At 58.0% G+C, this 11,578-nt stretch carries 13 protein-coding genes; 7 read left to right on the top strand and 6 right to left on the bottom strand.

The window, feature by feature from the left end; translation table 11 throughout:
• Positions 1-39 precede the first annotated feature (39 nt).
• Both ABLU73_RS23080 and ABLU73_RS23075 read right to left on the bottom strand, forming a co-directional pair.
• Positions 40-1,119 carry a glycosyltransferase family 9 protein gene (locus ABLU73_RS23080; RefSeq protein ID WP_049003211.1) on the bottom strand — a complete coding sequence of 360 codons (1,080 nt, stop codon included), beginning with the start codon at positions 1,117-1,119 and terminating at the stop codon, positions 40-42.
• A gap of 18 nt (positions 1,120-1,137) precedes the next feature.
• Positions 1,138-2,100 carry a polysaccharide deacetylase family protein gene (locus tag ABLU73_RS23075; protein WP_012540311.1) on the bottom strand — a complete coding sequence of 321 codons (963 nt, stop codon included), beginning with the start codon at positions 2,098-2,100 and terminating at the stop codon, positions 1,138-1,140.
• Positions 2,101-2,211: 111 nt separating this feature from the next.
• On the opposite strand from ABLU73_RS23075, the gene rfaQ reads away from it, so the two are divergent.
• The 7 genes from rfaQ (at position 2,212) to coaD (ending at position 9,146) form a co-directional block, all read left to right on the top strand.
• The gene (gene rfaQ / locus ABLU73_RS23070) at positions 2,212-3,288 is read left to right on the top strand and encodes a putative lipopolysaccharide heptosyltransferase III (protein ID WP_264923676.1); all 1,077 of its coding nucleotides are present in this window, start codon (positions 2,212-2,214) and stop codon (positions 3,286-3,288) included.
• Positions 3,285-4,412: a glycosyltransferase family 4 protein gene (locus tag ABLU73_RS23065; RefSeq protein ID WP_064183517.1), complete on the top strand. Its 1,128-nt coding sequence runs from the start codon at positions 3,285-3,287 to the stop codon at positions 4,410-4,412. The genes rfaQ and ABLU73_RS23065 overlap by 4 nt, the downstream gene beginning before the upstream one ends.
• A gap of 2 nt (positions 4,413-4,414) precedes the next feature.
• Positions 4,415-5,509, top strand: coding sequence for a glycosyltransferase (locus tag ABLU73_RS23060; RefSeq protein ID WP_200982068.1), 1,095 nt, complete (start codon positions 4,415-4,417; stop codon positions 5,507-5,509).
• 29 nt (positions 5,510-5,538) lie between these two features.
• On the top strand, positions 5,539-6,528 hold the full coding sequence (locus ABLU73_RS23055; protein ID WP_004205064.1) for a glycosyltransferase: 990 nt from the start codon (positions 5,539-5,541) through the stop codon (positions 6,526-6,528).
• 91 nt (positions 6,529-6,619) lie between these two features.
• On the top strand, positions 6,620-7,894 hold the full coding sequence (gene waaA / locus ABLU73_RS23050) for a lipid IV(A) 3-deoxy-D-manno-octulosonic acid transferase (protein ID WP_004205065.1): 1,275 nt from the start codon (positions 6,620-6,622) through the stop codon (positions 7,892-7,894).
• Positions 7,894-8,670, top strand: coding sequence for a glycosyltransferase family 2 protein (locus tag ABLU73_RS23045; protein ID WP_023319330.1), 777 nt, complete (start codon positions 7,894-7,896; stop codon positions 8,668-8,670). The genes waaA and ABLU73_RS23045 overlap by 1 nt, the downstream gene beginning before the upstream one ends.
• Positions 8,667-9,146 (top strand): pantetheine-phosphate adenylyltransferase, encoded by a 480-nt coding sequence (gene coaD / locus ABLU73_RS23040; RefSeq protein ID WP_004205067.1) that lies wholly within the window; start codon positions 8,667-8,669, stop codon positions 9,144-9,146. The genes ABLU73_RS23045 and coaD overlap by 4 nt, the downstream gene beginning before the upstream one ends.
• A gap of 150 nt (positions 9,147-9,296) precedes the next feature.
• Here the strand turns inward: coaD and mutM are convergent, their stop codons facing one another.
• The 4 genes from mutM to radC form a co-directional block, all read right to left on the bottom strand.
• Positions 9,297-10,106, bottom strand: a complete 810-nt coding sequence (gene mutM / locus ABLU73_RS23035) for a bifunctional DNA-formamidopyrimidine glycosylase/DNA-(apurinic or apyrimidinic site) lyase (RefSeq protein ID WP_048293898.1) — start codon at positions 10,104-10,106, stop codon at positions 9,297-9,299.
• Positions 10,107-10,241: 135 nt separating this feature from the next.
• A complete protein-coding gene (gene rpmG, locus ABLU73_RS23030; RefSeq protein WP_002922510.1) occupies positions 10,242-10,409 on the bottom strand; it encodes a 50S ribosomal protein L33 in 168 nt (55 codons plus the stop codon).
• A gap of 20 nt (positions 10,410-10,429) precedes the next feature.
• Positions 10,430-10,666, bottom strand: coding sequence for a 50S ribosomal protein L28 (rpmB, locus tag ABLU73_RS23025; protein WP_000091955.1), 237 nt, complete (start codon positions 10,664-10,666; stop codon positions 10,430-10,432).
• Positions 10,667-10,882: 216 nt separating this feature from the next.
• Positions 10,883-11,548: a DNA repair protein RadC gene (gene radC / locus ABLU73_RS23020; RefSeq protein WP_023319336.1), complete on the bottom strand. Its 666-nt coding sequence runs from the start codon at positions 11,546-11,548 to the stop codon at positions 10,883-10,885.
• Positions 11,549-11,578 lie beyond the last annotated feature (30 nt).

Below are 11,578 nucleotides of genomic sequence, written 5' to 3'. Positions count from 1 at the left end.
AAGGGCCGCTGACGGCCCTTTTTTATAGTCACTTTTATATTAACTGCGGGCGGCGACCAGCCGGTCGGCCTGCTCTTTAATCACCGGCCACACCGACTCAATCGCCACATCGGCGACATTCGCTTCTTCACAGACGATCTGCCTCGCTTTGTCATAGCCCGGCGCCCAAATATGATAGCCGGGCAGCCCGGTATCCTTGAGTTTACGTTTGTTATAGACCGCCACCATCGGTTTATCGAAGGCGCGGGCGATATGCACGATCGAGGTGTCCGGCGTAATGACTAAATCACAGCTGCGGATCACCTCCACGGCGGAGTTGATGGTGCTGTCGGCGATGTACAGCGCCATATCCAGCCCCAGCTGCTGAATCTTCTCACTGCGCCCCACCATCACGATACAGACCCGGTAAGGCAGAGCATGTAGCCGCTCGACCAGGGTCGCCACCTGATGACGACAGAAGTCTTTATCTTCGGAGGCGGTAAAAGGGTTAATGGCGATGCGCAGTGCGACCTCTCCGGCCTGGGAAAGCAAGCGCGCCACCTTCTCCCGCTCATGGCGACAGCCAGGGAGATGATAGTCGTATGGCTGGTCGTCAACGACGCCAAAAAGCTTCACCACCTGTTTATAGCGCTGGGAAATATGGCTGTTGCTGTCAAAAAAAGCGATCGAATGATCGTAAAGTTTATAGGGCTCTTTATTAAACCCAATCACGCTGGTCGCCCGTAAATCGGCGAGTAATTTAAAACGTTCATAGCTGGTCACGTCATCAAAATCGATAACCGCATCAAAACCCGCCGCCCGTAACGTATTTAAGGACATGCGTGGTCGATATAAATATACTTGCTCGATGAATTCTGAGCCGGCTAATATTTCGCAGCATATTGGTCCGGTTAACACCGAAACCTGATATCCCCGTTCGGCCAGTATTCTGGCGCAGCCGGTGGTCACCACCATATCGCCGACTTTATCGTCCAGACGCAATAGCAGCACGCGGCGCACGGGGACCGGGTCGAAGGGTTTGCGCGCCGGCTTATTTCTGTATCGATAGTTAATTAAATTAAATTTAATGCCGCGGAAAAAAGCGTTCTTTTTCCGCGTCAATTGTTTAAGGATACGCATACGGTACCTTGAGCTGTGTTAGCGCTGTGTGATTTTCCGCTGGTAATATTCTGCCAACGTCATGCCCTTCACCTGCGGCGCCAGCCAGCTAAAAAAGGCTTCAAGGTCAGCGTATAAACGCTCAATATCCCGTTCATTCTGGAACGTAGGGCTGCCGCCGGGCATATACTCTGAAGAGTGGAGCATATATTCCACGTAGTCATTGCCCTGCGTCAACGTTTGTTCGACGACTTTTTTCATCGTCTCCACATTGCCGCCCATCGGTCGCAGCCAGTGTACGGAGGGGGAACGCACTTTGCCGCGCAGGCGGTCGTAGCCCTGCTTCACGCTGTTCATCCACGCGGAGTGCTTGTACTGAATGCTCATCGGCACTTCCAGCAGCGGCGAGTGGCCTTCGCGGCTGATGTCATTTTCATCGAGAAAATAGGCATGCTGCGGGAAGCGGCGATAATCGGTCCCGCCATCGCCCTGCGGCGCCCCCTTGGCGGTCTTCCAGTTCACCCGCGGGGTCACCGAGCAATCCACCTGATAACCGTGCTCCACCAGCAGACGCGCATAGCGCTCGTCAAAGGCCCAGCGCCCGGCGCGATGGCTAACCATTTTGGTCTGGAAGGTGTCCTCCAGCAGATGCGTCATATAGTCGACCTTTTCACGCATCATGGCATCGCTGTATTCAATGAGATAAGGCTTATGCCGCCAGTCGTCGGCGGTTAGCGGCTCGGTCGGCGGGCTGTTCCAGGCATGCAAATGCATACCGACTTCCGCGGTGCCGCGGGCAATCACGTCTCTGGCGAATTCGATATAAAAGGGGTCGATGGCCATTTCATAGTTGGTCAAATAGACCGGTTTAAAGCCATACTTTTCGCAAAGTTGCTGAAAACGCGGGAGATAACGCGCATTCTCGGTGGTGATGCTGTCATGTTTTTGCCAGAGGTTATCGCCCTCTGTATCAATCGTGATGAGAAATGCGGGATTGTGCACGAAAACGTCCTCAGGCCATACGTATCGGGTCATGGTAGAGCAATACAACGCTTCTCTCAATCTGTCTGATCCCCTAGAATCGGAACCCTTATCCTGGATGAAGAACAGAGTATGACGCCTGAAACCCTCTCCCGCAGCCCCTTGAACCCGGCGCGGATCCTGGTCATTAAGCTGCGCCATCATGGCGACATGCTGCTGATCACCCCGCTTATTCACGCGCTGAAACAGCAGTACCCCGCCGCCTGCGTGGATGTCCTGCTGTATGAAGAGACCCGGGATATGCTCGCCGCCAACCCCGATATTCACCAAATTTATGGTCTCGACCGCCGCTGGAAAAAGCAGGGGAAAAAGCATCAGTTGAAGATGCAATGGCAGCTCATTCAGACGCTGCGCCAGCAGCGATACGATATGGTGCTTAACCTTGCCGACCAGTGGCCGAGCGCGATTATCAGCAAACTGACCGGCGCCGCGACGCGGATCGGCTTTGATTTTCCGAAGCGTCGCCACCCGTTCTGGCGCTATTGCCACACCGCGCTGGCCGCCACCCAACAGCATAATCAGCTGCATACGGTACAGCAGAATCTCTCTATCCTCGCTCCGCTCGGTATCCAGTTGAACGACGCGCCGGCGCGGATGGGCTACAGCGAAGCAGACTGGGCCACCAGCCGCGCCCTGCTGCCGGAGGACTTCCGGGCTAACTACATCGTCATCCAGCCAACGTCGCGTTGGTTCTTTAAATGCTGGCGCGAAGATCGGATGAGCGCGCTGATCAACGCGCTGTCCGCCGAAGGGTACGCGGTGGTGCTCACCTCCGGCCCCGACGACAGAGAGAAGCAGATGGTGGAGACCATCATCGCCGGCTGCCCGCAGGCGCGGCTGCACTCTTTAGCCGGTCAGTTAACGCTGCGCCAGCTGGCGGCGGTGATCGATCACGCCCGGCTGTTTATCGGCGTCGACTCGGTGCCGATGCATATGGCAGCGGCTCTCGGCACCCCGCTGGTCGCCCTGTTCGGCCCCTCGAAGCTGACCTTCTGGCGTCCGTGGCAGGCGAAAGGCGAGGTGATCTGGGCCGGCGACTTCGGACCGCTGCCCGACCCGGACGCCATCAACACCAACACCGACGAACGTTATCTCGATTTAATTCCTACCGACGCCGTGATCGCGGCGGCGAAAAAGGTACTGGCATGAGTAAATTCAGGCTGGCTCTGGTGCGGCAGAAGTACCGCCCGGACGGCGGCGCAGAACGGTTTGTCTCCCGCGCGCTGGAAGCCCTCGACAGCAGTCATCTGCAGCTGAACGTCATCACCCGCGAATGGCAGGGGCCGGTCAAGCCCGACTGGCAGATCCATATCTGTAACCCACGCAAATGGGGGCGCATCAGCCGCGAGCGTGGGTTTGCCAACGCCGCGCGAGCGCTCTGGCAGCGCGAGTCCTTCGACCTGGTGCAGAGCCATGAGCGTATTCCCGGCTGCGATATCTACCGCGCCGGCGATGGCGTTCATCGCCGCTGGCTGCAACAGCGCTCGCGCATCTTACCGGCCTGGAAAAGCCGCCTGCTGTTCGCCGACCGCTACCACCGTTATGTGATGAAAGCGGAACGGGAGATGTACGAAGACCCGCATCTGCGCGGGGTGATCTGCAACGCCGAGATGATCAAGCGCGAGATCATTGAAGACTTTGGCCTGCCGGCGGACAAGATCCACGTTATCTATAACGCCATTGATAACCAGTGCTTCCTGCCGCCGGGCGAAGACACCTTTGCCGCCTTACGCGCCAAATGGCAGTTGCCGCTGCAGGCAACCTGCCTGATTTACGTCGGCTCCGGCTTTGAGCGTAAAGGGCTGGCGGCGGCGATCCGCGCCATCGCCCCGACCGATCGCTATCTGCTGGTGGTTGGCAAAGATAAGGATCAGCCGCGCTACCAGGCGCTGGCGAAAAGCCTGAACTGCGAAGCGCGGGTGCGCTTCTTCGGCATGCAGTCGGAGACGCTGCCGTTCTATCAGATGGCCGATGGCCTGCTGCTGCCCACCCTCTACGATCCGTTCCCCAACGTCATCCTCGAGGCAATGGCCTGCGGTCTGCCGGTGATCACCACCACCGGCTGCGGCGGGGCGGAGTTTATCGTCAACGGCCACAACGGTTACGTCTGCGACGCCCTGGATATCCCGGCGCTGCAGCAGGCGGTGATGGCCCTGCCCGCCCGCGCGCTGGGCTCCGCGGAAGGCGACCGCGCCCGCGAGCGCATCATGGCCTGCACCAGCGAGCGCCTCTCCACCCAGCTGCTTTCCCTTTATCAGGATCTGGTGAAATAACGATGCGCATCTTATTTGTGATTGACGGATTGCCCGGCGGCGGCGCGGAAAAAGTGGTCCTGACCCTGGCAGCACAGTTCCTGCGCGACGGCGATCGGGTATCACTCATTTCGCTACGCGACGTCTGCGAGTACCCCTTGCCCGAGGGGCTCGACTACCAGGTGGTGGCCGATCGCTGCCGCAAACCCTGGCGCAAGCTGACCGAGCTGTCCCGCCGCGCCCGCCAGCTGGACGCCGCGATCATCCGGGCCGAGCAGCAGGGACAATTTGACCTTGTACTCTCCAACCTGCATAAAACCGACCGCATCGTCGCCCGCAGCCGGGCGCTGCGCGAGCGCAACGTCTGGTTCTGCCTGCACGGCGTCTTCTCGGCCTCTTATCTCGGTCACCGTACCGGCTTTGACCGCTGGATGAAGCAGCAGAAAATTAAGCGGATTTACCAGGGGCGCAACGTGGTGGCGGTTTCCGACGCCGTGGGGCGCGATCTGGTGGAAGCCTTCGCCCTGCACCCGGCGCAGCTGAAAACCATCTATAACCCCTTCGATATCGCCGCCCTGCGCGCAGAAGCGGAAGCCGACAGCGAGCGCCCGGACGGCGACTACCTGATTCACGTCGGCCGCTTCCATCCCGGTAAACGTCACGACCGCCTGCTCGAAGCCTACGCGCAAAGCGGCATTGACGCGCCGCTGGTGCTGTTAGGACAGGGGAAACCGGAGCAAGAGCAACGCCTGCGCCAGCTGGCCAAAACGCTTGAGATTGAAGACCGGGTGTGGTTCAAGGGTTTTCAGAAAAACCCCTTACCGTGGATCAAAGGCGCGCGGATGCTGGTTTTGAGCTCGGATAGCGAAGGATTCGGCAATGTGGTAGTGGAGGCGCTGCTGTTACATACCCCGGTCGCCAGCACCCGCTGTCCCGGCGGCGTCACCGAGATCCTGACCGGCGAACTTGCCCGCGGTCTGGCGGATCTCACCAGTCCGGCGCTGGCTCAGACGATGCAAAGCATTTACCATAACCCGCCGGCCATCGACGATGCCGCGCTGGAAAAATTCAGCGTCGTGTCCATTTGTCAGCAGTACCGTCAGCTGCAGCGCACCTGACGCCGTTAGTTAACCAGGATCGAAGATTTATGAGTCAAACGCCTTTACTGAGCATCGTGGCTGCCGTCTACAACGGTGAGAAATTTCTTGCGCAATTCTTTGAGTGCATTGAACAGCAGCAGCTGGACAGCTATGAACTGATCCTGGTGAACGATGGGTCGACGGACAACAGCCTGGCGGTGATCGCCGAATGGCGGGATCGGCTGCAGAACGTCCAGGTGCTGGAGCAGGAAAACCAGGGCGTCTCGGTCGCGCGTAATACCGGCCTCGCCGCCGCCAGCGGCAAGTACCTCGCGTTTCCGGACATCGACGATAAACTCTATCCGGGCATGTATCGCACGCTGCTGGAAATGGCCGAGAAAGCACATCTCGATGTCGCCACCTGCAACGGCACCTACGTGTACGAAAAGCGCCGCGAGAGCCACCCGATCTTCCCGCTGGATCGCTTGCCCTCGACCGGCGTGTTGCCGGGCCATGTCTGGCTCAAGCAGGCCCTGGACTCGCGGAAATTTCTGCACGTCACCTGGCTCAATATCTATCGCCACGATTTTATCCGCCAGCATCACTTCCATTTCGAGCCCGGCCTGCGCCATCAGGATATCCCGTGGACCACCGAGGCGCTGCTGGCCGCGGAGCGCGTGCAGTACACCAGTCAGCAATTCTATGATTACTACATCCATTCTGAGTCGGTATCGCATAAGCCGGACAACGACGACACGCTGATGCGTTCGGCGCGCCATTACATGAAAATTCTGGAGATGCTGGAGGCGATCAACCAGCGTTACCCGGATAAAGTGCGCCATATCGCCGCCTGTCGCTGGCAGATCGCCAAAGAAGGCCTGGGGATCATCCACACCTTCGACAGCATGAAAGATGAGTCGAAAAAGCATGTTATTATTAAAGAATTCTTCGACCGCGGTATCTGGCGGTTAATCTGGAAAAACGCCTGTACTTTCCGTTTACGCTGGCGCCTGGGACGCCGTTATCTGCGTATTAAGCGTTATCGCCACGCGGGATAGACCAAAAACCCGCTGTTTCCGCCAAAGAGATAGCTTTACGCGGGCTAAATGCTTAGAATTTGCCCGCCAAAACAGAGAACGGATAAATAGTTTGGAATTGCTTTATACCACCCTACTTTACCTTATTCAGCCGCTGGTGTGGCTGCGGCTGCTGCTGCGCAGTCGTAAGGCTCCTGCCTACCGTAAACGCTGGGCGGAACGCTATGGCTTCTGTCAGAACAAGGTAGAGCCGGATGGCATTCTGCTGCACTCCGTTTCCGTCGGCGAGACCTTAGCCGCCATTCCGCTGGTTCGCGCCCTGCGCCACCGCTACCCTTCTCTGCCGATCACCGTCACCACCATGACGCCGACCGGCTCCGAGCGCGCCATGTCGGCCTTCGGCAAAGATGTCCATCACGTCTATCTGCCCTACGATCTGCCCGGCGCCATGAACCGCTTCCTGGACACCGTTCAGCCGAAGCTGGTGATCGTCATGGAGACCGAGCTGTGGCCGAACATGGTGGCCGCGCTGCATAAGCGTAAGATCCCGCTGGTGATTGCCAACGCCCGCCTGTCCGAACGTTCCGCCAAAGGCTATGCCAAACTGGGCGGCTTTATGCGCCGCCTGTTGAGCCGTATTACGCTTATCGCCGCGCAGAATGAAGAAGATGGCAACCGCTTCCTCGCGCTGGGACTGAAGCGCAATCAGCTGGCGGTCACCGGCAGCCTGAAATTCGATATCTCCGTTACGCCAGAGCTGGCGGCGCGCGCGGTGACGCTGCGTCGGCAATGGGCGCCGCACCGCAAAGTCTGGATTGCCACCAGCACCCACGATGGCGAAGAGCAAATTATCCTCCAGGCGCATAAAAAGCTGCTGGAGACCTTTCCGAACCTGCTGCTGATCCTTGTTCCCCGCCATCCGGAGCGCTTCCCTGACGCCCGCGACATGGTGCAAAAAGCCGGAATGAGCTTCACTCTGCGCAGCACCGGCGAGATCCCCTCCTCCAGTACCCAGGTGGTCATTGGCGATACCATGGGCGAACTGATGCTGCTCTACGGCATTGCCGACCTCGCTTTTGTCGGCGGCAGCCTGGTGGAGCGCGGCGGCCATAACCCGCTCGAGCCGGCGGCGCACGCCATTCCGGTGCTGATGGGGCCGCATACCTTCAATTTCAAAGATATCTGCGCCAAGCTGCAGCAGGACGATGGCCTGATCACCGTCACCGACGCGAACTCGCTGGTCAAAGAGGTTTCCACGCTCCTGACCGATGAAGACTACCGCCTGTGGTATGGCCGTCACGCGGTGGAAGTGCTGCACCAGAACCAGGGCGCGCTGTCGCGTCTGCTACAGTTACTGCAACCTTACCTGCCGCAGCGGAGTCATTAATGTCTAACCGGCTTTCCGTGGTGATGATCGCCAAAAACGCAGCGGACCTGCTGCCGGATTGTCTGGACTCCGTTAGCTGGGCGGATGAAATTATCGTCCTCGACTCCGGCAGTACTGACAGCACCGTCGAGCTGGCTCGCCGCCTCGGGGCGCAGGTCTATACCCATACCGACTGGCGAGGCTATGGCATTCAGCGCCAGCGCGCGCAGGACTACGCCACCGGCGACTGGGTGTTGATGATCGATACCGATGAGCGCGTCACGCCAGAACTCAGGCAGGCTATTCTTAAGGTACTGGAAGCCCCGCAGCGCGGCGCCATCTACAGCATCGCCCGCCGTAACTATTTTCTCGGACGCTTTATGCGCCACAGCGGTTGGTACCCCGATCGCGTCCTGCGCCTGTACGAACGCGCCCGTTACCGCTATAACGATAATCTGGTCCATGAATCGCTGGATAGCCTGGGCGCCGAGGTCATTCCGTTGACCGGCGATCTCCTGCATCTGACGTGCCGCGACTTCGCTGGCTTCCAGCAAAAACAGCTGGCGTATGCCGCCGCGTGGGCGCTGGAACGCCATCAGAAGGGCAAGAAGACCTCGATGGCGGGGATATTCAGCCATACGCTGGGGGCGTTCCTGAAAACGCTGCTGCTGCGCGGTGGGGTGCTGGACGGTAAGCAGGGCTGGTTACTGGCGATGGTCAACGCGCAGTATACGTTTACAAAATATACCGAGCTGTGGGCGCTGAGCCACGGCTACTCGGAGAAAGAGTCATCATGAGCACAAAAGCGATCTATCCGGGTACCTTCGATCCCATCACCAATGGCCATATCGATATTGTCACCCGCGCGGCGAGTATGTTCGATAAAGTGGTGCTGGCTATCGCCGCCAGCCCAAGCAAAAAGCCGATGTTCAGCCTTGATGAACGCATTGCGCTGGCGGAGCAGGCGACGGCCCACCTGGTGAACGTGCAGGTGGTCGGCTTTAGCGACCTGATGGCCAGCTTCGCGCGCGCGCAGCAGGCCAACATCCTGATCCGCGGCCTGCGGGCGGTGGCGGATTTCGAGTATGAGATGCAGCTGGCCCATATGAATCGCCATCTGATGCCCACCCTTGAGAGCGTGTTCCTGATGCCGTGCAAAGAGTGGTCGTTTATCTCCTCTTCGCTGGTGAAGGAAGTCGCGCGCCACCAGGGCGATGTCTCTCATTTCCTGCCAGCCAACGTCCACCAGGCGCTGTTGAATAAGCTGAAGTAACGCATCTGCTGGGGCGTGAGCCACGCGGGCTCTGTCTCTGTCTTGATGCCAGGTGGCGCTGCGCTTACCTGGCCTACAAACGCCCCCGGTCCGCCAGATGCGCACCCGCAGTTTCGCTGACCTGGCCGACAATCATTCCTGTTCCGGTGACTATTTCTGACACTGGCGGCAATAAAAGGTCGCCCGCTGGGCATGTTTGGTCCCGACGACCGGCGTGCCGCAGATCCGGCAGGGTTCGCCCTTGCGGCCATAGACCTGTAGCTCCTGGGCAAAATAACCGGGCTTGCCATCGCTTTGCAGGAAGTCCTTCAGCGTGGTGCCGCCCTGCTCTATCGAGCGCAGCAGGACCAGCTTAATCACCTTCACCAACTGCTCGCACTCGTCCCTCGACAGCGAGGACGCCAGCCTGTCAGGGTGGATCCCGGCGGAGAACAGCGATTCACTGGCGTAGATATTGCCGACGCCCACCACCAGCTTGTTATCCATCAGCCAGGGTTTGATCGCGGTTTTCTTCTTCGCGCATTTCTGCTGGAGATAGTCGGCGTTGAAGGCATCGCTTAGCGGTTCCGGCCCCAGATGCGCCAGCACCGGGTGGCCTTCCAGCTCTTTGGTCCATAGCCAGGCGCCAAAGCGGCGCGGATCGGTATAGCGCAGAACTTTACCGTTACTCATAACCAGATCAACGTGATCGTGTTTTTCCGCAGGCAGCTCTTCGCTCAGGATGCGCAGGCTCCCCGACATCCCAAGATGGACGATGATCCAGCCGTCCGGGAGTTCCAGAAGCAAATATTTGGCGCGACGTCGCACGCTGAGCACCTGAACGTCGCTCAGGCGATAAATCTCTTCGGAAACCGGCCAGCGCAACCGTCCGTTGCGCACGACGGCGTGCAGAATGGTGGCGCCAACCAGGTGCGGCTCAATGCCGCGACGGCTGGTTTCCACCTCTGGTAATTCAGGCATGATTTTCCTCCATTAACCCGGCGTATTGTGCTTCACGGACAGGTGGCTGAAAAGGGAGTGTGTGAAAGCAATATGGGGGAGTTTTAAAAACAAAAAACCCCGCCGGAGCGGGGTTTTTATACAAGGAGGCTAAAATTATTTGATTTTAGCTTCTTTGTAGATAACGTGCTGACGTACAACCGGATCGTACTTTTTCAGTTCCATTTTTTCCGGTTTGGTACGTTTGTTCTTCGTGGTGGTGTAGAAGTGACCAGTACCAGCGGAAGAAACCAGCTTGATTTTCTCACGAATACCTTTAGCCATGATTTATTTCCTCTAAGTACTTAGTACTTTTCGCCACGGGCACGCAGTTCAGCCAGAACTGTATCGATGCCTTTCTTATCGATTACACGCATACCTTTAGCAGATACGCGCAGGGTGACAAAACGCTTCTCGCTCTCAACCCAGAAACGGTGAGAGTGCAGGTTCGGCAGGAAACGGCGTTTAGTCGCGTTCAGTGCGTGGGAACGGTTGTTACCGGTCACCGGACGCTTGCCAGTAACTTGGCAGACTCGGGACATGTCTATTCTCCAAAAATCAAATTAGCTCGAGCTTCGTATGGGGTATTGGCGCCTCGTCAGGCTTTACAGCCTGGTCATCGCAGTTCAATGTGAACTCTCGACTGCCAGGCCCAAATGCCAAACCCGAGATTCTCAAAGGTGGCGTAGTATACGCTGACTCGGCGATGTGCTCAAGTCCCGAACAGACAAAGATCCCGAAGGATCGCCAGTTCGGGGCTAAATCCAGCCACGTTCGGCAAAAGATACATACGCACCGCGGCCGATAACCAGATGGTCAAGCACACGTATCTCCATGAATCGACAACACTTTACCACCCTTTCGGTAATCAGCCTGTCAGCCTGACTCGGCTCCGGACTACCGGAGGGATGATTATGCGCAAGGATCACGGCGGCGGCGTTCACTTTGATGGCTTCGCGTACAATTTCTCGCGGATGCACCTCAACGTGGCTAAGAGTACCAGAAAAAAGGCGGCTATGTTTCAACACGCGGTTCTGATTATCTAAAAAGATCACCATAAAGATCTCGCGCTCCTCTTCCGTCAGCTGGCTTTGCAAAAATTCCCGCGTCATCGAGGGGGTGATCAGCGCGGCCTCCTCAACCAGCTGCGAGCTAAAATAGCGCCGCGCCAGCTCGGCAATCCCCTTCAGTTGCGCATATTTCGCCAGCCCCAGTCCGTCAACGGCAACCAGTTGCGCTTTATCAGCGGAAAGTAGAGCGTAGAGCGAACCAAAACGCTGCAGTAACGCCTGGGCGTAGCTCAGCACATCCTGACGGCGTGTGCCAATGCGCAGAAACAGCGCCAGTAGCTCAACATCCGTCAGTGCCTCGATGCCGTATTGCAGCATCTTCTCCCGTGGCATCAGATTTTCCGTTCCGTCCATGCGCCCTCCTGCGTGAATCAGCCTATCCTG

This window comes from Klebsiella sp. GG_Kp175, assembly GCF_040062325.1.
Classification (GTDB): Bacteria; Pseudomonadota; Gammaproteobacteria; order Enterobacterales; family Enterobacteriaceae; genus Klebsiella; species Klebsiella quasipneumoniae.
Note: the sequence above shows the minus strand (reverse complement) of the source record. Positions and strands in the feature narration are given on the sequence as shown.

Bases quoted from the DNA above. Each gene is read 5' to 3' on its own strand.
- ABLU73_RS23080 (WP_049003211.1), bottom strand. From the start codon at position 1,119: ATGCGTATCCTTAAACAATTGACGCGGAAAAAGAACGCTTTTTTCCGC.
- rfaQ (WP_264923676.1), top strand. From the start codon at position 2,212: ATGACGCCTGAAACCCTCTCCCGCAGCCCCTTGAACCCGGCGCGGATC.
- ABLU73_RS23065 (WP_064183517.1), top strand. From the start codon at position 3,285: ATGAGTAAATTCAGGCTGGCTCTGGTGCGGCAGAAGTACCGCCCGGAC.
- ABLU73_RS23060 (WP_200982068.1), top strand. From the start codon at position 4,415: ATGCGCATCTTATTTGTGATTGACGGATTGCCCGGCGGCGGCGCGGAA.
- ABLU73_RS23055 (WP_004205064.1), top strand. From the start codon at position 5,539: ATGAGTCAAACGCCTTTACTGAGCATCGTGGCTGCCGTCTACAACGGT.
- ABLU73_RS23045 (WP_023319330.1), top strand. From the start codon at position 7,894: ATGTCTAACCGGCTTTCCGTGGTGATGATCGCCAAAAACGCAGCGGAC.
- coaD (WP_004205067.1), top strand. From the start codon at position 8,667: ATGAGCACAAAAGCGATCTATCCGGGTACCTTCGATCCCATCACCAAT.
- mutM (WP_048293898.1), bottom strand. From the start codon at position 10,106: ATGCCTGAATTACCAGAGGTGGAAACCAGCCGTCGCGGCATTGAGCCG.
- rpmG (WP_002922510.1), bottom strand. From the start codon at position 10,409: ATGGCTAAAGGTATTCGTGAGAAAATCAAGCTGGTTTCTTCCGCTGGT.
- rpmB (WP_000091955.1), bottom strand. From the start codon at position 10,666: ATGTCCCGAGTCTGCCAAGTTACTGGCAAGCGTCCGGTGACCGGTAAC.
- radC (WP_023319336.1), bottom strand. From the start codon at position 11,548: ATGGACGGAACGGAAAATCTGATGCCACGGGAGAAGATGCTGCAATAC.